Origin of the sequence: Streptomyces sp. 35G-GA-8 (genome assembly GCF_023534745.1) — a bacterium.
GTDB lineage: Bacteria > Actinomycetota > Actinomycetes > Streptomycetales > Streptomycetaceae > Streptomyces.
In genome coordinates this window covers 418,470-438,682 of record NZ_JAMHJQ010000007.1, presented here as the reverse complement: position 1 = coordinate 438,682, position 20,213 = coordinate 418,470, and the positions used below count along the sequence as shown (strand labels likewise).

The window sequence follows — 20,213 nt, the reverse complement described above, 5'->3', positions numbered from 1 at the left end:
GGCGGCGCACGCGGAGCCACGGATTGTGAGCCGTTTCGTTGCCGGATGTTCGGGTGGGCCGACGCCGCGCGGCGGCCCCGTCACTCGTACAGCGTCCGCATCCGCCGTGCCGCCTCGGCGAAGCGGTCCCTGAGGGTGTCCGGTCGCAGGACCTCCACGTCCGGGCCGAGCGTGAGGAGCTGGGCGTACGCCACGTCCTCCGACTCCACCGGCAGCGCGAGCGTGAGCAGACCCCGGTCGTCCGGCGGACCGGCCGTCGCCAGCGCCTCGCGGGCGGCCACGCGGTCGACGGTGTACGGCAGCCGCCGGGCGCCGTCCGCCGAGAGCCGGACCACGATCTCCGTACGCAGCAGCGAGCGGGCGAACTCGGCGGCGCGCTCCTCCCAGAACCCGGGCAGATTGAAGGACTCATCCCGGGAAAAACGTTCCTGCAAGGTCTCCGCCGAGGTGAACCGGTCCACCCGGTAGACCCGGAAAGCCCCCTGGGAACAGGCGCATACGTACCAGACACCGGCCTTCAGCACGAGACCGTAGGGGGCCAGCTCCCGTTCCACCTCGGTGTCCTCGCGGCGGTAGCGCGCCGCGACCAGCCGGTCGTCCCAGACCGCCTCGGCGAGGACCGGCAGCAGCTCGGGCGTCTCCGGCTCCTGGTACCAGCCCGGCGCGTCCAGATGGAAGCGCTGCGCCGCCGAGTCCGAGGCGTCCCGCAGCGACGGCAGCAGCGCCGCCGACACCTTCAGCCGGGCCGCCGACGAGACATCGTCGAGCCCCATCTCCCGCAGCGCGCCCGGCACTCCGGAGAGGAACAGCGCCTCCGCCTCGCCGCGCGCCAGCCCGGTCAGCCGTGTGCGGTAGCCGCCGACCAGCCGGTAGCCACCGGTTCTGCCGCGGTCCGCGTAGACCGGGACCCCGGCCTCGGAGAGCGCCTGGGCGTCCCGGGTGATGGTCCGCTCGGACACTTCGAGCTCCCGGGCCAGTTCGCCCGCGGTCATGGAGGGTCGGGACTGGAGCAGGAGCACCATCTTGATCAGCCGAGCAGCACGCATTGCACCATGATGCAGGGAGCCCCCGCCACACCGTGACAGGGGCTCCCGGGGCATTCACCGGGCCTTGAGCGACCCGACGGGCTCAGAGGCCGTAGCGCTCGCGGGCCTCCACCACCCGCTCCGGCTTGACCTCGCCCCGGCGGGCCAGCTGCGCCAGCGCCGCGACCACGATCGACCGGGCGTCCACACCGAAGTGACGGCGGGCCGCCTCCCGGGTGTCGGAGAGGCCGAAGCCGTCCGTACCGAGCGAGGTGTAGTCCTGCTCGACCCACTGGCTGATCTGGTCGGGGACCTGACGCATCCAGTCGCTGACCGCGAGGACAGGACCCGGCGCGCCGGACAGCGCGCGCGTCACATACGGCACCCGCTCCTCGCCGCGCAGCAGCGCCTCGTCGGCCTCCATCGCGTCCCGGCGCAGCTCGCCCCAGGACGTGGCGGACCAGACATCGGCGGTGACGCCCCAGTCGGCGGCGAGCAGTTCCTGTGCCTCCAGGGCCCAGTGGATCGCCGTACCGGACGCCAGCAGCTGGGTACGGGGGGCGTCGGCCGCGGCCGGGGTGCCCTCCTTGAAGCGGTACAGGCCCTTGACGATGCCCTCCTCGACGCCTTCCGGCATCGCGGGCTGCGGCATCGGCTCGTTGTAGACCGTCAGGTAGTAGAAGACGTCCTCGGCCTCGGGGCCGTACATCCGCCGCAGGCCCTCCTTGACGATCACGGCGATCTCGTACGCGAACGCCGGGTCGTAGTTGAGCGCGGCCGGGTTGGTGGACGCGATCAGATGGGAGTGGCCGTCGGCGTGCTGGAGGCCCTCGCCGGTCAGGGTCGTACGGCCCGCGGTGGCACCGACGATGAAGCCCTTGCCGAGCTGGTCGGCGAGCTGCCACATCTGGTCGCCCGTACGCTGCCAGCCGAACATCGAGTAGAAGATGTAGAAGGGGATCATCGTCTCGCCGTGCGTCGCGTACGACGTCGCCGCGGCGATGAAGTCCGCCATCGAACCGGCCTCGGTGATCCCCTCGTTGAGGATCTGGCCGTCCTTGGCTTCCTTGTAGTACATGATCTGGTCGCGGTCGACCGGGTCGTACGTCTGGCCCAGCGGCGAGTAGATGCCGGCCGACGGGAACAGCGCCTCCATACCGAAGGTGCGGGCCTCGTCCGGGACGATCGGGACCCAGCGCCTGCCGGTCTCCTTGTCCCGCATCAGGTCCTTCATCAGCCGGACGAACGCCATGGTGGTCGCCACGGACTGCTTGCCCGAGCCCTTGTAGACGGCCTGGAACGGCTTGTCGGACGGCTCGGGCAGGGCCACCGCGTGCACCCGGCGGGCCGGGGCGGGGCCGCCCAGCTCCGCGCGGCGCTCCTGGAGATAGCGGACCTCGGGGGAGTCGGCGCCGGGGTGGCCGTACGGTACGAGGCTGTCGTCCAGCTTCGCGTCCGGGATGGGCAGGTCGAGCAGGTCCCGCATGGCGCGGAACTGGTCGCCCGAGAGCTTCTTCATCTGGTGGTTGGCGTTGCGCGACTCGAAGCCCGCGCCGAGCGTGTAGCCCTTCACGGTCTGCGCCAGGATCACGGTCGGGGCGCCCTTGTGCGCCAGGGCCGCGCGGTAGGCCGCGTACACCTTGCGGGCCTCGTGGCCACCGCGCGAGGTGTAGAAGCACTCGGCGATCTTCGCGTCGGGCAGCAGCTCGGCGAGGGCGATGAGGGCCGGGTCCACACCGAAGAAGTGCTCGCGGATGTAGGCGACATCGCGGGTCGCGTACGTCTGGAACTGCGCGTCGGGCACCTGGCGCAGCCGGCGGACCAGCGCCCCCGTGGTGTCCAGCGCGAACAGCTCGTCCCAGGCCGAGCCCCACAGCGACTTGATGACATTCCAGCCGGCGCCGCGGAACTGCGCCTCCAGCTCCTGCACGATCTTGAAGTTGGCGCGGACGGGACCGTCGAGCCGCTGGAGGTTGCAGTTGATGACAAAGGTCAGATTGTCCAGCTGCTCACGGGAGGCGAGCGCCAGTGCCGCCGTCGACTCGGGCTCGTCCATCTCGCCGTCGCCGAGGAACGCCCAGACGTGCGAGGCGGAGGTGTCCTTGATCCCGCGGTTGGTCAGATAGCGGTTGAAGCGCGCCTGGTAGATCGCGGAGAGCGGGCCGAGGCCCATCGAGACGGTGGGGAACTCCCACAGCCAGGGCAGCCGGCGCGGATGCGGGTACGAGGGCAGACCCTTGCCGCCCGCCTCCTGGCGGAAGTTGTCGAGGTCCGACTCGGTCAGCCGGCCGTCGAGGAAGGCGCGGGCGTATATGCCGGGGGAGGCGTGGCCCTGGATATAGAGCTGGTCGCCGGAGCCGGGAGATTCCTGGGACTCCTTGCCGCGGAAGAAGTGGTTGAAGCCGGTCTCGTAGAGCCAGGCCGCCGACGCGAAGGTGGCGATATGGCCGCCGACGCCGAAGCGGGCGCCGCGGGTGACCATGGCCGCCGCGTTCCAGCGGTTCCAGGCGGTGATCCGGGACTCCATCGCCTCGTCGCCGTCGAAGGCGGGCTCCGAGGCGGTGGGGATGGTGTTCACATAGTCGGTCTCCAGCAGCGCGGGCACCGGGACCCCGGCCGTTCCCGCGTGATGGAGGGTGCGCCGCATCAGATAGGCGGCGCGGTGCGGGCCGGCGTGCTCGGTCACGGCATCGAGCGAGGCCGCCCACTCGGCGGTCTCCTCGGCATCACGGTCCGGGAGCTGGTCGAGCTCACTCGGAAGCTTGCCTACGGGGTCGGGCATGGTCGCCGCCTTCCGGACAGGAGGGGGGTGGAGAAGAGCCTTGTCTGGCAGGACAGGGCGGAGGACTGGGTGCAGTCCGTCTAAGACTGTAAATCGCTGATCGATGATCGATCAAAGGGTTGAAAGGCAAAACTTCTCGATCTGGAGAAATTGGCATTCCGTGCCGCAGAACGGGGCACCGAGTGACGGAGAGTGAGTCATGACAGAAGGGGCGAATCAGGCGCGCGGCGCACATCCGAGCACATGGTCCTTCACCAGTGCGCCAATGCCCGGATCCCTTCTGCGGAACGCCTGGACCAGCTCCTCGTGCTCCTCGGCGTACGACTTCTGCACCGTTCCGAGCCAGCGGATCGACAGCGCGGTGAAGACCTCGATGCCCAGCCCCTCCCAGGTGTGCAGCAACACACTGTTACCGGCGGCCCGCACCAGCTCCCGGTGGAAGGCCACGGTGTGCCGCACCTGACCGGTCCCGTCGGCTCTTCGGTCCGCCTCGTACAGCGCCAGTACATGCGGCTCCAGCGCCGAGCAGTCCAGCGCGAGGCGCTCGGCGGCCAGCTCCGCGGCGATCTGCTCAAGCCCCGCCCGTACCGGATAGCTCTCCTCCAGATCGGCCGCGGTCAGATTCCGAACCCGTACGCCCTTGTTGGGCGCCGACTCGATCAGCCGCAGACTCTCCAGCTCGCGCAGCGCCTCGCGTACGGGCGTCTGGCTGACCCGCAGTTCGGTCGCGATGCGCCGCTCCACGATCCGCTCACCCGGCTTCCAGCGGCCGCTGACGATCCCCTCCACGATGTGCTCGCGGATCTGTTCGCGCAGCGAGTGGATGACGGGCGGGGTCATGAAGCGCTCCTGGGGGCAGCGGTCGATGGATGAACGATACGGCGGCGCGCACCATACGGCGGCGCCCCCGCCCGGAAATGATCCGGGCGGGGGCGCCTTTGCCGTACAGAGTGCCGTCAGGCTTTTCGGGCCTACAGTCCGAGCTCGACCTCGAACTCGCCGGCTTCCAGAATCGCCTTGACCGCCGTCAGATAGCGGGCGGCGTCGGCGCCGTCCACCAGCCGGTGGTCGTAGGAGAGCGCGACATACGTCATGTCGCGCACCGCGATCGTCTCGCCGAGGTCCGGGTGGTTGATGACCACGGGACGCCGGACGGTGGCGCCGATCCCCAGGATGGCGACCTGGCTCGGCGGCACGATGATCGTGTCGAACAGCGCACCGCGCGAACCGGTGTTGCTGATGGTGAAGGTCGCGCCGGCCAGATCGTCCGGGGTGATCCTGCTCGCCCGGACCGCCGCCGCCAGCTCCGCGGTCTTCTTGGAGATACCGGCGATGTTCAGATCGCCCGCACCCTTGATGACCGGGGTCATCAGACCCTTCTCGGAGTCCACGGCGATGCCGATGTTCTCCGAGTCGAAGTACGTGATCGTGCCCTCGTCCTCGTTGATCCGGGCGTTGATGACCGGGTGGGCCTTCAGCGCCTGGGCCGCCGCCTTGACGAAGAACGGCATCGGGGAGAGCTTGACGCCCTCGCGCGCGGCGAAGGAGTCCTTGGCCTGGGCGCGCAGCCGCATCAGCTTGGTGATGTCCACCTCGACCACGGAGGTCAGCTGGGCCTGCGTGTGCAGCGCCTTCATCATGTTGTCGCCGATGACCTTGCGCATGCGGGTCATCTTGACGGTCTGACCGCGCAGCGGGGACGCCTCCAGCGTGGGCGCCTTCGACACGGCGGCGGGAGCGGCGGCCGGAGCCTGGGCGGCGGCCCGCGCGGCGGCCTTGGCGGCCTCCGCGGCGGCGACGACGTCCTGCTTGCGGATACGGCCACCGACGCCGGTGCCCTTGACCGAGGACAGGTCGACACCGTTCTCGGCGGCGAGCTTGCGCACCAGCGGGGTGACATACGCGCCGTCGTCACCGGTGGTCGCGGCGGGCGCCGGGGTGACCGGGGCCGGGGCCACGGGTGCCGGGGCGGCCGGAGCGGGTGCCGGAGCCGGGGGAGCGGCCTGGACCGGCACGGGCGCCGGGGCCGGAGCCGGTGCAGGAGCGGCGACGGGAGCCGGGGCGGCGGCCGGAGCCTGCTGGACCGGCGCGGGCGCCGGAGCGGCCGGAGCCGGAGCGGCGGCCGGGGCGGCCCCCGGAGCACCGATCACGGCGAGCTTGGCGCCGACCTCGGCGGTCTCGTCCTCGCCGACCACGATCTCCAGCAGCACACCGGCGACCGGGGCGGGGATCTCGGTGTCGACCTTGTCGGTGGAGACCTCGAGCAGCGGCTCGTCCTCCGCCACCTCCTCGCCGACCTGCTTCAGCCAGCGGGTGACGGTGCCCTCGGTGACCGACTCGCCCAGCGCGGGCAGCGTGACGTCGGTGCCGGAGGCGCCACCGGCCGGAGCGGCGGCGGGCGCGGGGGCCGGAGCGGGGGCCGCGGGAGCCTCGGCCACCGGGGCCGGGGCGGGCTCGGCGACCGGCGCCGGAGCGGGAACGGTCTGCGTCGGCTGGGCCGCCGCGACGCCGCCCGTGCCGTCGTCGATGATGGCCAGCTCGGCGCCGACCTCCACGGTCTCGTCCTCGGCCACCTTGATGGAGGCCAGCACACCGCCGGCCGGGGCCGGGATCTCGGTGTCGACCTTGTCGGTGGAGACCTCGAGCAAGGGCTCGTCGGCCTCGACGCGCTCGCCCTCGGCCTTCAGCCAGCGGGTGACAGTGCCCTCGGTGACGCTCTCGCCGAGCGCCGGCAGGGTTACGGAAACCGCCATGGTTTCAGTTGCTCCTAACGATGGGGTCTCCCCAGCTCGCGCGGAGCGCCGAGCGAGGGGAAGTGCGGTAGTGGTCGTCGCGCCCGGACTGAAGCATCAGTCGTGGGAGTGGAGGGGCTTGCCGGCCAGGGCCAGGTGGGCCTCGCCGAGAGCCTCGTTCTGGGTCGGGTGCGCGTGGATGAGCTGCGCGACCTCGGCCGGCAGGGCCTCCCAGTTGTAGATCAGCTGAGCTTCGCCGACCTGCTCGCCCATACGGTCACCGACCATGTGGACGCCGACCACGGCGCCGTCCTTGACCTGGACGAGCTTGATCTCGCCCGCGGTCTTGAGGATCTTGCTCTTTCCGTTGCCCGCGAGGTTGTACTTGAGAGCGACGACCTTGTCCGCGCCGTAGATCTCCTTGGCCTTGGCCTCGGTGATACCGACGGAGGCGACCTCGGGGTGGCAGTACGTCACCCGGGGCACGCCGTCGTAGTCGATCGGAACGGTCTTCAGACCGGCCAGCCGCTCGGCCACCAGGATGCCCTCGGCGAAGCCGACATGCGCGAGCTGGAGGGTCGGGACGAGGTCACCGACCGCCGAGATGGTCTCCACGTTCGTGCGCATGTACTCGTCGACGAGGACATAGCCGCGGTCGGTCGCGACGCCCTGCTCCTCGTACCCGAGACCCTCGGAGACCGGACCGCGGCCGATCGCGACGAGCAGTATCTCCGCCTCGAAGGTCTTGCCGTCGGCCAGCGTCACCCGGACACCGTCCGGCGTGTACTCGGCCTTCTCGAAGAACGTACCGAGGTTGAACTTGATGCCGCGCTTGCGGAAGGCGCGCTCCAGCAGCTTGGAGCTGTTCTCGTCCTCGACCGGGACGAGGTGCTTGAGGCCCTCGACGACCGTGACGTCCGTGCCGAAGGACTTCCACGCGGAGGCGAACTCGACGCCGATGACGCCGCCGCCCAGGATGATCGCGGACTGCGGGACGCGGTTCAGCGTCAGCGCGTGGTCCGAGGAGATGACGCGGTCGCCGTCGATCACCAGACCCGGCAGCGACTTCGGTACGGAACCGGTCGCGAGGAGGACATGACGGCCCTGGACGCGCTGCCCGTTCACATCGACGGAGGTGGGGGAGGAGAGCCGGCCCGCGCCCTCGATGTAGGTCACCTTGCGGGAGGCGACCAGACCCTGGAGGCCCTTGTAGAGGCCCGAGATGACCTCGTCCTTGTACTTGTGCACACCGGCGATGTCGACGCCGTCGAAGGTGGTCCTGATACCGAACTGCGCGCTCTCGCGCGCCTGGTCCGCGATCTCGCCGGCGTGCAGCAGAGCCTTCGTGGGGATGCAGCCGTTGTGCAGGCAGGTGCCGCCCAGCTTGTTCTTCTCGATCAGGGCGACGTCCAGGCCCAGCTGCGCTCCGCGCAGCGCCGCGGCGTAACCGCCGCTACCGCCGCCGAGGATCACTAGGTCGAAAACGGTGCTGGCGTCGTTCGCCACGTCACGTCCTCCATGCATGTGCGCCGGGCGCGGTCCGGTGACCGGGCGGCGGCTGGTCTTCGGCCGCTATGTCTTCGGCCCTGTGGTGGGGGCCCTGTCCTGCCGAGAACCCATCTTCGCACTTGTCGAAGCAAGACGGGACGCGGGGCCCCGGAGGTGAGACGGGCGACATACTTCTCCCGCCCCCGCCCGCCTCCGGAGCCCCGGTCCGCCGGCCTTCGCGTGTGGACCGTGACCCGGTCCGTGACTCAGCCCAGGTCGCCGGCGGCGATGCGCTCCGCGAGCTTGACGAGCGTACGGATCGAGGAGCCCGTACCGCCCTTCGGCGTGTAGCCGTACGGCGCCCCCTCGTGGAAGGCCGGGCCCGCGATGTCCAGGTGGGCCCAGGTGATGCCCTCGCCGACGAACTCCTTCAGGAAGAGTCCGGCGACCAGACCGCCGCCCATCCGCTCGCCCATGTTCGCGATGTCGGCGGTGGGGGAGTCCATGCCCTTGCGCAGGTCCGCGGGGAGCGGCATCGGCCAGGACGCCTCGCCCGCCTCCTCCGCGATCTCGTGGATCGAGGTACGGAACGCCTCGTCGTTCGCCATGATCCCGAACGTCCGGTTGCCCAGCGCCAGCACCATCGCGCCGGTCAGGGTCGCCACGTCGACGATCGCGTCCGGGTTCTCCTCGGAGGCCCGGGTCAGCGCGTCGGCCAGCACGAGCCGGCCCTCGGCGTCGGTGTTGAGGACCTCGACGGTCTTGCCGCTGTACATGCGCAGCACGTCACCCGGGCGGGTGGCGGTGCCGGACGGCATGTTCTCCGCGAGGGCGAGCCAGCCGGTGACGTTGACGGGAAGACCGAGCCGCGCGGCCGTGACGACGGCGGCGAACACCGCGGCGGCGCCGCTCATGTCGCACTTCATCGTCTCGTTGTGACCGGCCGGCTTCAGCGAGATGCCGCCCGAGTCGTAGGTGATGCCCTTGCCGACGAGGGCGAGGGTCTTCTCCGCCTCGGGGTGCGTGTAGGCGAGCTTCACCAGCCGCGGCGGGTTGGCCGAGCCCTGGCCGACCCCGAGGATGCCGCCGTAGCCGCCCTTGGCGAGCGCCTTCTCGTCGAGGACCTGCACCTTGATGCCGTTCTCCTTGCCGGCGGCGGTGGCCACGGCGGCGAAGGACTCGGGGGTGAGGTCGTTCGGCGGGGTGTTCACCAGATCACGGGCGCGGTTGACCTCCTCGGTCAGCGCGATCGCGCGGTCGGCCGCGGCCTTGTGCGCCTTGTCGCGCGGCTTGGCGCCCAGCAGCGCGACCTCGCCGAGCGGCCGCTTCGGGCCGTTGTCGCCCTTCTTGGCCTTCTTCTCGCCGCCCTGGTACGCGGTGAAGGCGTACGCGCCGAGGAGGGCGCCCTCGGCGACGGCCTCGACGTCATCGGACGCCTCGACGGGCAGCGCGAACGCGGCCTTCTTCACGCCCGACAGGGCGCGCGCGGCGACCCCGGCCGCGCGGCGCAGCGCCTCGGCGTCGTACGTCGCGTCCTTCTTCGGGACCGGGCCGAGCCCGACCGCGAGGACGACCGGTGTCTTCAGGCCCGACAGCACGGGCAGCTTGGTCACCTCTCCCTCGGCACCCGTGGCGCCGAGGGTCTCCAGGACGGAGGCGAGCTTTCCGTCGAAAGCCTTGTCCACGGCCTCGGCGCCCGGCGCCACGACCGGTCCCTTGGCGCCCTTCGCGACACCGACGACAATCGCGTCGGCGCGCAGCGTCGCCGCCCCGGCAGTGCTGAGAGTGAGAGCAGTCACGGTGGTGAAATCTCGCTTCCGTTAGGTTCATTGGCGGTCGAGGGGTGGGCCGACCGTGCCCGCCGCATCGTAAGCGGAGGCTGCCCGCGGCGGGAACGAGCCTACGCTCAGTGATATACGTCGCTCACCGGGGAGGCGGTTCCTTCGGCTGTGGGCGGCTTTCGCACCATTGCGGCCCGCCGGAACAACACCGGACAGCCGGTGTCACAAGCCCAGCGTCAGCGCGACCAGCGCCACGGTCGCGGCCGTCTCCGCGAGGGCGCCGAAGACATCGCCGGTGACCCCGCCGAAGCGCCGTACGCAGTGCCGCAGCAGCAGATGGGCCGCGACCAGTCCGGCCACGGCCGCCAGCGCGTGCCGCACCGCGCCGTAGGGACCGAACAGCGAACCGGCCGCCGCGCAGGCCGCCAGGACGAGCAGCGCGGCGACCGCGGCGGACCGTACCGGCACCACCCCCGCCACCGCCGCGCCCAGACCGTCGGGCCGGGCCGGCGGCACCCCCGTACGGCACGCCAGGGTGAGCGCCAGCCGCGCCGTCACCCCGGCGACGACCACCGCCACCGCGCCGCGCGCCGGGCTCCCGGCGTACAGACCGGCCACCGCCGCGATCTGCCCCAGCAGCACCAGCACCAGCGTGATCACCCCGAACGGACCGATGTCCGACCGCTTCATGATCCGCAGCGCGTCCTCGGCGGGCTTGCCGCTGCCGAGGCCGTCCGCGGTGTCGGCGAGGCCGTCGAGATGAAGACCGCGGGTGAGGACGGCGGGTACGGCCACCGCCGCCACCGCCGCGAGCAGCGGTGGCGCGCCCGCCAGGAGCAGCAGCGCCCCGGCGCCCGCCGCGCCCGCCCCCACGACCAGCCCGGCGCCCGGCGCGCTCAGCATCCCGGCACGGGCGGCGCCGCGGTCCCAGCGCCTCAGCCGGACCGGGAGCACGGTGAGGGTGCCGAAGGCGAACCGTATGCCGTCGGCCACCGGGGCGCGTGCGGCGTCCACGCGTTCGCCGTCCATGGGGGTCATCGCGCGAGAGTAGCCCGCGACGGTCAGCGACGCGTCCCCAGCCTTCTGCGGTGCAGCCACCCCGGCAGCCCCGGCGCCTCCAGGAAGCCCTCGGCGCGGCCCGCCGCGATACCGATGCGCAGCAGATCGGCGCTCTTCTCGAAGAGCATGAAGCGCGGCTCCCAGATCGGCCGGTACTTGGCGTTGGCGCGGTACAGCGACTCGATCTGCCACCAGCGCGAGAAGAAGCTGAGCAGCGAGCGCCACAGCCGGAGCACCGGGCCCGCGCCCAGCTTCGCGCCCCGCTCGAAGACCGACCGGAACATCGCGAAATTCAGCGAGACCTGGGTGATCCCGATCTCCCCCGCGCGCCGGAGGAGTTCGATGACCATGAACTCCATCAGCCCGTTCTCGCTGTCCCGGTCACGGCGCATCAGATCGAGCGAGAGCCCCTTGGGCCCCCAGGGCACAAAGCTCAGCACCGCCCTCAGCTCGCCCTTCCCGTCATGGCATTCGAGCATCACGCAGCGGCCGTCGCCCGGGTCGCCCAGCCGGCCGAGCGCCATCGAGAAGCCGCGCTCGGTCGCGCCGTCGCGCCAGTCGTCGGCGCGGCGCAGCAGCTCGGCCATCTCGTCGGCGGGAATGTCCTCGTGCCGCCTGACCGTGACCCGGTAGCCGGCCCGCGCGACCCGGTTGTACGCCTGGCGCACGGTCCGCATGGCCCGCCCCTCCAGGGTGAACTCGGCGGTCTCGACGAGCGCCTCGTCGCCCAGTTCCAGCGCGTCCAGACCGTGCCGGGCGTAGATCGTGCCGGCCTCCTCGCTCGCCCCCATCACGGCGGGCAGCCAGCCGTGTTCCCGCGCCTCGGCCAGCCAGGGTTCGATGGCCCCCGGCCATGCCTCCGGATCACCGATCGGATCGCCGGAGGCGAGCGACACCCCGCCCACCACCCGGTAGGTGATGGCGGCTTTGCCGGTCGGGGACCACATCACGCTCTTCTCACGGCGCAGCGCGAAATAGCCGAGCGAGTCACGCTCCCCGTGCCGGTCCAGGAGCACCCGCAGCCTCGCCTCGTCGTCCCCGGTGATCGGGTCGACCGCGCGCCGCGAGCGGAAGGCCGCGTACAACACGGCGAGCAGCAGCAGTGTGGACAGGACGTTGATGGTGACCTTGACCCAGCCCGGTGTCACGATCCCCGGGAACCGGGAGTCGTCCGCCATCAGCGAGACGAGCCGCGCCGTCCCGTACCGCCAGCGCTCGGTGAAGGACGAGGAGCCCCCGGCGGTGTTGGTGACGGTGACGAGCAGCGCGGCCAGCAGCGAGGTGACCAGCAGCCCGCCGACCGCCACGGCCGCCGCCAGCCTCGGGTTGGAGCGGTCGCCCTTCGCGTAGAACTCCCGCCGCCCCAGCAGCAGCGCGCAGACGAAGGCGCCGGTCAGCCCCAGCGACACCCAGTTCTGCGGGTACCGCCTGATCTCCGGAAAGACCATCACGAACGAGAACAGCAGCAGGAAGGACCCGGCGAGAACGAGATTGAGAATCCAGGCGGCACGCTTGCGGCGGCGCATGGTGATCGCCAGGAAGAGCGTGAAGACACCGGACGCGAAGCCCGCCGTGAGCAGATACGGGGTGAAGTAGTTGTCGACGTTGTGCCGCCGCAGATCCTGACCGAGCGAGACCCATACGGCGCTCAGGAAGTTGACGAAGGTGACGGCGCGCAGATACCAGACCGCGAACGCCGCGCCGCGCCGCGAACGGTCGGTGGCCCGGCTCGCCCCGGTCGCCCGGCCCAACGGATAGACAGCCATGCGGACTTCTCCCATAAAACACGATCATATGGGGCATCGTGTTTCATGCAGACTGATACGGCCGCTCGTGGTAGCGACCGCACCGATGCCTCACTCGGTGACGTACTCCGAGGAGTCCTCCGCGTCCCGCGCCGCGGCCCGCTCGGGCAACTCCGCCGCGAGAGCGGCCGCGGCCCGGACGAGCGGGAGCGCGAGCAGCGCCCCGGATCCCTCCCCTACGGTGACGCCCTGGTCCAGCAGCGGGTTGAGCGCCATCCTGTCCAGCGCCTTCGCCTGCGCGGGCTCCCCGGTCAACTGGCCCGCGAGCCACCAGTCCGGCGCGCGGAACGCCGCCCGCTGGCCGACCAGCGCGCAGGCCGCCGAGACCACACCGTCGAGGATCACCGGCATCCGCCGCACCGCGCTCTGCAGCAGGAACCCGGTCGTCGCGGCCAGATCCGCGCCACCCACCGTCGCCAGCAGCTCCAGCTGATCCCCCAGCACCGGCCGCGCCCGGCGCAGCGCGTCCCGCACCGCCGCGCACTTGCGCATCCACGCCAGATCATCGATCCCGGCACCACCACGCCCGGTCACCACGGACGCGTCCGTACCGCACAGCGCGGCGATCAGGGTGGCCGCGGAGGTCGTGCCGCCGACGCTGAGATCGCCCAGTACGACGAGATCCGTGCCCGAGTCCGCCTCCTCGTCCGCGATCGCCATCCCGAGCCGTACGGCCCGCTCGGCCTCCTCGATCGTCAGCGCGTCCTCGATGTCGATCCGCCCGCTGCCACGCCGCACCCGGTGCCGTACGACCTCGTCGGGCAGCAGCGCCGGATCGCAGTCGAGCCCGGCGTCCACGATCCGCACCGGCACCTCCGCCAGCCGGGCCAGCACGGCGACGGGGCTCTCGCCCTCCAGCACCGCGCGCACCAGCGACTGCGCGCTGCCGGCGGGCCGCCCCGAGACATCGAGCGCGGCGACGCCATGATCACCCGCGAACAGCACGACGCGGGGCTGCCGGACGGCCTTGACCGGTACGGACCCCTGCGCGGCGGAGAGCCACTCACCGAGCTCGTCCAGGCGCCCCAGCGCCCCACTCGGCACGGCCAGCCGCTCCCGCCGTTCCTCGGCGTCCCGCCGCGTACCGCTGTCGGGGCGCTCGATCAGATCGGAGAAGTCATCGAGATTAAGCGAGCTCATTTCGCCGAGGTTACCGTTTGGCCGGGGGCGGTTGGGGGTGCGGTTCGTTTCGGCTGGGGCCGGTGGTTGGGTGCGGGTTGTCGCCGGTGGTCGCTCCGGGCGGTGCGCCTCCGGCGGGGGCATGGTTGCGGTGCGTTTCGGCTGGGGGCGGTTTTCGGGTGCGGGTTGTTGCCGGTGGTCGCTCCGGGTTCGCGTCCGGGACTGCATGATTTACGGCGCGCAACGGGCCACAGTCAGGAAACGGGCGGTCGCGCGCCACAAATCACGCTCTACGTCCCGGACACGACCCCTGCGCGCCCCCCTTCACCGCCCGCTCAAGCGGCCCGGTCGTGCGCGAGGGTGGGTGGGGGAGGCGGCGGCACCGTTCCGCACCAGCCCACCCGCCCCGGCCGGGACGGCGAGTAGCCGGGGCCACCGGGCCGCACCCGCCCCCAACACCCCGCCGGGCGGCGAGCAGCTGGGACCACCGGGGGAGGGGGTCGGGGTCGTAGGAGGTGCGTGTCCGGACACTAAAGCGTGATTTGTGGCGCGCGGACGCCCGAACCATCGTCTGGGCAGGTTCGCGCCGTAAATCGTGCCGTCCGGACATGTACCTCCGGAGGCCCCGGACCCCGGCAGCCGACAACGAGACCGCAACCGAAACCGCGCGAGCTCAGCGCAGCGCCACCGCCTGGCCCGCCACCACCAGCAGCACATGCTCACACTCCCCCGCCACCCCCGCGTTCAGCCTCCCCAGCTCATCCCGGAACCGCCTCCCCGACACCGTCCCCGGCACCACCCCCGACCCCACCTCGTTCGTCACCGCCACCACCGTGCGCCGCGTAGCCCGTACCGCCGCCACCAGCGCCCCCGTCCGCTCCCGCAGCGCCTTCTCGCCCCCCGCCGCCCACGCCGCGTCGTCCCACGCGTTCACCCCGTCCATCGCGTCCGTCAGCCACAGCGACAGGCAGTCGATCAGCAGCGGCGGGCCCTCCGCCGCGAGCAGGGGCACGAGGTCGCAGGTCTCCTCCGTGCGCCAGGACCCCGGCCGGCGCTCACGGTGCGCGCGGACCCTCGCGTCCCACTCGGGGTCGCCCTCGCGACCGCCGCCGGTCGCCACGTACAGCACCCCGGGAAACGCCGCGAGCCGCCGCTCCGCCTCCCAGGACTTGCCCGAACGCGCCCCGCCGGTCACCAGCGTGCGCCGGGGCACCTGGGGCACGGGGTGGTACGCGCCGACGATCAGCGTCGTCCCGTCGGGTACGGCCCGCGCGCCCGCCGCCGCCAGCCGCCGGTCCAGTTCGGGGCCCGGCGGCACATCGTGGTCGAGATGGACGGCGATGACATCGGTGTCGGGCCCGATCGCCCCCGCCGCCCGCAGTCGCGCCACCGCGTCGGGCCGCCCCACCACGTCGGCGGCGACCATGTCGTAGGGGGCCGCGGCCCGGCCGTTCTCGGGTGAGAGACCCGCGGGCGCCCCGCCCGGCGGCAGATACAGCAGCCGCTCGCCGCCGGACGCCGTCACCTCGTACCCCGTACCCGGCGCGTCCATCGGCACCGCCTGTACCCGGTGTCCGCCGAGCAGCGTCAGTACCCGGCCGTCCGCCACCCGGCCCGCCGCGGGCAGTCCGGCGGGCAGCTCCACCGCCGGACCGTCGTGCGGATGGCTGAGCAGGACCTGCCGTACGCCCGCCAGGGAGTGCCCGGCGCGGGCCGCGGCGAGCGCCGCACCCGGGGTGAGGTCGAGCAGCAGGACGCCGTCCACCAGCAGGGCGGTCGCGGCGCGGGCGCGCTCACCTCGGGCGGTCGCGCAGGCGGCGCAGGTGCAGTGGGGGCGGGGGAGTCCCGAGGGGGCTCCGGTGCCGAGCAGAGTCAGTTCCACGGGGCGATCCTCCCGTGTCACCGCTCACGGTGCGCGCCCGGCTACGCTGCGGGCAGGAAATTGATCAGTTCCGCGGGAGCCGGGAGGCGCACATGGCGTGGATGTGGCGGTTCGAGAAGGCCGACGGGACGGAGGTCTCGCCGGCGGTGGAGCCTGAGGAGTTCACGACGCAGGGGGATGCCGAGTCGTGGGTCGGCGAGGCGTGGAAGGAGCTTCTCGACGGAGGCGCGGAGCAGGTCTCGCTGTTCGAGGACGGTGCCAAGATCTACGGTCCGATGAGCCTGCGGGCCGACGAGAGCTGACCCGTACGCGCACGGGTGCCCGCGGAGCGGTCCGCGGGCACCCGGCATTGGCGGGGGGCTTCTCGGCGCGGTGTGGTCAGGGCAGGATCTCGACGTACCCGTCGGTTCCGTGCACGCGGATCCGCTGTCCGTCCCGGATCAGCCGGGTGGCCCGCTCCACGCCCACGACGGCCGGCAGGCCGTACTCCCGGGCGATCACCGCGCCATGGGTCATCAGGCCGCCCACCTCCGTCACCAGGCCCGCGATTCCGACGAACAGCGGTGACCAGCTGGGGTCCGTGAAGGTCGTGACCAGGATGTCGCCCGCCGCGAGATCGGCCTCCGCCATGTCATGGATGACGCGGGCCCTTCCCTCGATGGTCCCGGCGGAAACGGGGACGCCGATCAGGGCGCCGGCCGGCACGTCGTCGCGGCGGTACGACCCGGTGAGGGCCTCACCGTCCGAGGTGAGCACCCGGGGCGGGGTGAGCGCGTGGTACGAACGGAACGCGTCCTTGCGTTCCTGGATGAGCCGTTCGTCCACCTGGTGCGAGCGCACGACGTCGTGGAGTTCCTGGAACGTGAGGTAGAAGATGTCCTCCTTCTCGGGAAGCACCTCGGCCCGCACGAGGCGCCCGGCCTCCTCCAGCAGGGCCTGCTTGTACACGAAATAGCGGCTGATGATGCCGTACTTCGGGTACTCCCGGTACCCGATGAAGGTTCTGACCCGGTCGATCATCCGCTTGGCCTCGCCGGCTTTCCGGTCCCCGTCCGGCAGGGCCCGCAGGCGTGACAGGACGTCCTGTTCCTTCTTCCGCGCCTTCTGCCGCCCTTGTTCGAAGCGCCGCTCGGCGGCGCCGGGTGCGAAGTTCCTGACGTTGTCGAGGATCACGGGCACGAGCGAGGTGGGGCGCTCGCGCCAACGTGGCCTCGTGATGTCCATCTCGCCGACGCAGCGCATGCCGTACCGGTCGAGGTAGTCCTCGATCGCGTCGCGCGCTTCGGTCCCGCCCGCGAGCTTCGGCAGCTCGTCCAGGAAGCCCTCGTCCTCGACACCCTGGAGGAACGCCACCACCTCCGGCCACGGCCGGATCACGTCCGCGACGTCGAGCAGCGCCAGTCCCATCTCCGACGTGACGTTGTCGGGGGCGGACAGCGTGAGCGTGTCGGCCGCGTTCTTCTCGCCCAGCCACTCCCACAGCGTGTCGTTGAGCCACCACGTGGCCTCCATCCCCGCCATGATCGCCCGAATGTTCAGCGGATCACCGAGGACTCGTTTGTGCTCCTCGAAGACCTCCAGCAGGAAGTCGAACAGCGCCGGTCCGGTCTTCGTCCTGATGTCGCGCTCCAGGGCGGCGATGGACGCCCGGCTGCGCTCGATCAGCTCGGCGATGACGGCCGGATCGGTCTCGATCGGGGCGGGCGCACCGCCGGCCGGCGGTGCGCCGGGACCCGAGTCCGGCAGCGACGGGACGAAATCGCCGCGATCGAGGACGGTCTCCAGAGCGTCCCTGATCAGCGGATCTCCTCTCCCCATGACGTCCAGGAGGCCGGCGCGGCTCGCGGGCGCGGCCAGACGCCGGGTGACATCGACGAACAGCCTTCCGCCTGCCTCGTGCATCGGCACCATGGCCGTCAGCCGCCACATGGAGAGCCCCAGAGGCTTCACGGGGTCGGTCATCATCTGCCCATGCCCCACGGAGACATAGACGTGATTCTCCTGGTCGCCGCTGTCGGGGACGGGGAACAGCGTCGTGACCGGCCGGCTCTGCACGATCTGGAAGCCGTCGTCGGCCAGGCACCATTCGATGTCCTGCGGGCGGCCGAAGTGCGCTTCGATCCGCCGTCCGAGCTCCACGAGCCGCACGACCTGCGCATCCGTCAGCGCCGGCAGCTCCTGCCGCCGCGGGTCGACCGCCACCTCCCGCGTACCGCCGGCCGGCAGGGCGTGCACGGCGCGCTGCTTGGCGGCGATCGTCCTGGCGATGATCTCGCCGTGTCGCACCTTGAAGACATCCGGGTTCACCAGACCGGAGACCAGGGCCTCGCCGAGGCCGAGGCCGGCGTCCACGGTGGCGACCTTCCGGTCGCCGGTGACGGGGTCGGCCGTGAACAGGACGCCGGCCGCGTGCGGGAAGACCATCCGCTGTACGACCACGGCCATGTGGACCGTACGGTGATCGATGCCGTTGCGCTGACGGTAGGTCACGGCCCGCTCGGTGAACAGCGAGGCCCAGCAGCGGCTGATGTGCCGGAGGATCGCGGCCGGCCCCATGACGTTCAGGTACGTGTCCTGCTGGCCGGCGAAGGAGGCCGTCGGCAGGTCCTCTGCCGTCGCGCTGGACCGGACGGCGTAGGCGGCCTGTTCGCCGAGCCGGGCGAGCGCGCCGGTGACCGCCGCCACGAGATCGCCCGGGATGGCGATCTCCTCGATGGTCCGGCGGATCCGCGCGCTGAGCGCCCCGATCGCCTCCCGGTCGTCCGGGTCCAGGCGCGACAGCTGATCGAGTCGCTCGTCGATCGACGGCGCCTCCGCCATGATCCGTCGGAAGGCGTCCGTCGTCACACAGAAGCCCCCCGGCACCCGGATGCCTTCGATCCGCGACAGCCCGCCCAGGTGCGCGCCCTTGCCGCCGACGGCCGCGATCCGCGTCTCGTCGACCTCGTGAAGATCCCATACGTACCGCTCGGTCATCGCGACACCTCCGGGGCGGCCATGTCCGGTCGCACCGCACCGGGCTGTCGCATCACCAGCGCCTCCCGCTCCCTCGAATCTTTTGTCAGGCACGTCCTCGCCCCTGGCTGCCGCACGTCGTGCTCCCGTTTCCGCAGGTTGTGGCATCGGCCGACGATTCTGCGCCGTGACGGGGGTCTTGCCGCAAGCCCCCCGGTGCGCTATACGTTGAGAGTGGCGGGGAGAGTTCTCCTCGCCTTTTCCTTTGGCCGAAGCGTTTGCCGAGGCGATGGCACCGTGCGGGCAGGGCCCGCCGGTCGTGTCCGGCGGGCCCTGTCGTGTGTGCCGAGTCGGCGTGATCGGGCGTCAACGCCCCCCGCGCCGCTACATCTCGCCGAGCGTGACCTCCGCCGTCTTCTTCGCGCCGTGCCGCGTGTACGTCACCTTGATCTTCTGTCCCGGCTTGTGCGAGGCGAGCTCCTCGGACAGCGCGAGGATCGTCGTGACCGGGGTGCCGTCGATCTTGGTGATGATGTCCCCGGGCCTGATCCCCGCCTTGGCCGCGGCGCCGCTCCTCGGGGCCGTGACGACCGCGACGCCGATCGGCTGGAAGTCGGGGCCGAGTACGGTACGCCCGCTGATGCCCAGGGCCGCCCGGCCCGAGTCGATGACCCGGCCGTTCTTGATGATCTGGTCGGCGATCGTCTTCACCAGCGACGCCGGGATCGCGAAGCCGATCCCGGGCGCGGCGCTGTTGCCCAGTTGCTGGTCGACCGCGGCCAGCGTCGGGATGCCGATCACCTCGCTGTTCAGATTGACCAGCGCGCCCCCGCTGTTGCCCGGGTTGATCGCGGCCGACGTCTGCACCATGTTGGCGATGGTGGCGCCCGTACCGCCGCCCGACGAGGGCTCGCTGACGGTCCGTCCGACCGCCGAGACGATGCCCTGGGTGACGCTGCCCTGCAGCCCCAGCGGTGACCCCATGGCCAGCACGATCTGACCGACCGCGACCGCCGAGGTCTCGCCGAACTTGGCGGGCTTCAGCCCGGCCGGGACCTTGTCGAGCTTGATGACGGCCAGATCCTGCTCGGGGAAGCTGGAGACGAGCTTGGCCGGGAGGGGCTGCTCGTTGTTGGCCAAGGTGACCGAGAAGGTCCGCTGTTCGTCGACGACATGGGCGTTGGTGACGATATGACCCTGTCCGTCGTAGGCGACGCCCGACCCGAGATTGCCCCCCGACTGGATCTGGACGACCGACGGCAGCACGTTCTTGATCGCCGTCTCGTAGGCGGTCTGCAGATCGTTGCCCGCGCGCCGCACGGCCGCCGCCTGGGTCGTGGTGTCGGGGTTCGACCTGTGGGAGCCCGGGGTGCCGGGGCCGGCACAGCCGCCGGCCACCGCCGCCACGCAGATCGCGGCGGTCAGAGGCCCCAGCGGCCGGCGGGTGCGACGGCGGTGAAGGGAAACATCCATGCCCGGAGTATCCCGTTTGTCCTGTCGGTGGTGCCTGCGGGGCACCGCCGATCAGGGGGACGCCGACCCGACCGGCCCCGACCCGGCGCGGACCCGCCCCGACCGGCCCCGA

The 20,213-nt window shown here is 71.6% G+C and carries 13 protein-coding genes; 1 reads left to right on the top strand and 12 read right to left on the bottom strand.

Annotation, left to right across the window (positions count from 1 at the left end; translation table 11 throughout):
* Nucleotides 1-80: 80 nt before the first annotated feature.
* From M1203_RS18740 to M1203_RS18695, 10 genes are all read right to left on the bottom strand, one after another.
* The gene (locus M1203_RS18740) at nt 81-1,046 is read right to left on the bottom strand and encodes a YafY family protein (RefSeq protein ID WP_249950880.1); all 966 of its coding nucleotides are present in this window, start codon (nt 1,044-1,046) and stop codon (nt 81-83) included.
* A gap of 82 nt (nt 1,047-1,128) precedes the next feature.
* Nucleotides 1,129-3,807 carry a pyruvate dehydrogenase (acetyl-transferring), homodimeric type gene (gene aceE / locus M1203_RS18735; RefSeq protein ID WP_249950879.1) on the bottom strand — a complete coding sequence of 893 codons (2,679 nt, stop codon included), beginning with the start codon at nt 3,805-3,807 and terminating at the stop codon, nt 1,129-1,131.
* Nucleotides 3,808-4,023: 216 nt separating this feature from the next.
* On the bottom strand, nt 4,024-4,647 hold the full coding sequence (locus M1203_RS18730) for a GntR family transcriptional regulator (RefSeq protein WP_249950878.1): 624 nt from the start codon (nt 4,645-4,647) through the stop codon (nt 4,024-4,026).
* A 131-nt stretch (nt 4,648-4,778) separates the two neighbouring features.
* Entirely contained in the window at nt 4,779-6,560 is a 1,782-nt protein-coding gene (gene sucB / locus M1203_RS18725; RefSeq protein WP_249950877.1) for a 2-oxoglutarate dehydrogenase, E2 component, dihydrolipoamide succinyltransferase, read from the bottom strand.
* A gap of 96 nt (nt 6,561-6,656) precedes the next feature.
* On the bottom strand, nt 6,657-8,045 hold the full coding sequence (lpdA, locus tag M1203_RS18720; protein ID WP_249950876.1) for a dihydrolipoyl dehydrogenase: 1,389 nt from the start codon (nt 8,043-8,045) through the stop codon (nt 6,657-6,659).
* Nucleotides 8,046-8,293: 248 nt separating this feature from the next.
* Nucleotides 8,294-9,826: a leucyl aminopeptidase gene (locus M1203_RS18715; protein ID WP_249950875.1), complete on the bottom strand. Its 1,533-nt coding sequence runs from the start codon at nt 9,824-9,826 to the stop codon at nt 8,294-8,296.
* A gap of 204 nt (nt 9,827-10,030) precedes the next feature.
* Entirely contained in the window at nt 10,031-10,846 is an 816-nt protein-coding gene (locus M1203_RS18710) for an adenosylcobinamide-GDP ribazoletransferase (protein ID WP_249950874.1), read from the bottom strand.
* A gap of 23 nt (nt 10,847-10,869) precedes the next feature.
* Entirely contained in the window at nt 10,870-12,648 is a 1,779-nt protein-coding gene (locus M1203_RS18705; RefSeq protein WP_249950873.1) for a phosphatidylglycerol lysyltransferase domain-containing protein, read from the bottom strand.
* 75 nt (nt 12,649-12,723) lie between these two features.
* Nucleotides 12,724-13,812, bottom strand: coding sequence for a nicotinate-nucleotide--dimethylbenzimidazole phosphoribosyltransferase (cobT, locus tag M1203_RS18700; RefSeq protein WP_249950872.1), 1,089 nt, complete (start codon nt 13,810-13,812; stop codon nt 12,724-12,726).
* A gap of 652 nt (nt 13,813-14,464) precedes the next feature.
* Complete coding sequence (locus M1203_RS18695) at nt 14,465-15,673, bottom strand: bifunctional adenosylcobinamide kinase/adenosylcobinamide-phosphate guanylyltransferase (protein WP_249950871.1); 1,209 nt, start codon at nt 15,671-15,673, stop codon at nt 14,465-14,467.
* A gap of 92 nt (nt 15,674-15,765) precedes the next feature.
* Here M1203_RS18695 and M1203_RS18690 point away from each other — a divergent pair, with 92 nt between their 5' ends.
* Nucleotides 15,766-15,975, top strand: coding sequence for a hypothetical protein (locus tag M1203_RS18690; protein ID WP_249950870.1), 210 nt, complete (start codon nt 15,766-15,768; stop codon nt 15,973-15,975).
* A gap of 76 nt (nt 15,976-16,051) precedes the next feature.
* On the opposite strand, the gene rph is transcribed toward M1203_RS18690, so the two are convergent.
* Nucleotides 16,052-18,649 (bottom strand): rifamycin-inactivating phosphotransferase, encoded by a 2,598-nt coding sequence (gene rph / locus M1203_RS18685; RefSeq protein WP_249950869.1) that lies wholly within the window; start codon nt 18,647-18,649, stop codon nt 16,052-16,054.
* A gap of 363 nt (nt 18,650-19,012) precedes the next feature.
* On the bottom strand, nt 19,013-20,101 hold the full coding sequence (locus M1203_RS18680) for a S1C family serine protease (protein WP_249950868.1): 1,089 nt from the start codon (nt 20,099-20,101) through the stop codon (nt 19,013-19,015).
* Between the last annotated feature and the right edge of the window lie 112 nt (nt 20,102-20,213).

Excerpts from the sequence above, each read along its gene's own strand:
- M1203_RS18740 (WP_249950880.1), bottom strand. The coding sequence starts at position 1,046 with ATGCGTGCTGCTCGGCTGATCAAGATGGTGCTCCTGCTCCAGTCCCGA.
- aceE (WP_249950879.1), bottom strand. The coding sequence starts at position 3,807 with ATGCCCGACCCCGTAGGCAAGCTTCCGAGTGAGCTCGACCAGCTCCCG.
- M1203_RS18730 (WP_249950878.1), bottom strand. The coding sequence starts at position 4,647 with ATGACCCCGCCCGTCATCCACTCGCTGCGCGAACAGATCCGCGAGCAC.
- sucB (WP_249950877.1), bottom strand. The coding sequence starts at position 6,560 with ATGGCGGTTTCCGTAACCCTGCCGGCGCTCGGCGAGAGCGTCACCGAG.
- M1203_RS18710 (WP_249950874.1), bottom strand. The coding sequence starts at position 10,846 with ATGACCCCCATGGACGGCGAACGCGTGGACGCCGCACGCGCCCCGGTG.
- M1203_RS18705 (WP_249950873.1), bottom strand. The coding sequence starts at position 12,648 with ATGGGAGAAGTCCGCATGGCTGTCTATCCGTTGGGCCGGGCGACCGGG.
- cobT (WP_249950872.1), bottom strand. The coding sequence starts at position 13,812 with ATGAGCTCGCTTAATCTCGATGACTTCTCCGATCTGATCGAGCGCCCC.
- M1203_RS18690 (WP_249950870.1), top strand. The coding sequence starts at position 15,766 with ATGGCGTGGATGTGGCGGTTCGAGAAGGCCGACGGGACGGAGGTCTCG.
- rph (WP_249950869.1), bottom strand. The coding sequence starts at position 18,649 with ATGACCGAGCGGTACGTATGGGATCTTCACGAGGTCGACGAGACGCGG.
- M1203_RS18680 (WP_249950868.1), bottom strand. The coding sequence starts at position 20,101 with ATGGATGTTTCCCTTCACCGCCGTCGCACCCGCCGGCCGCTGGGGCCT.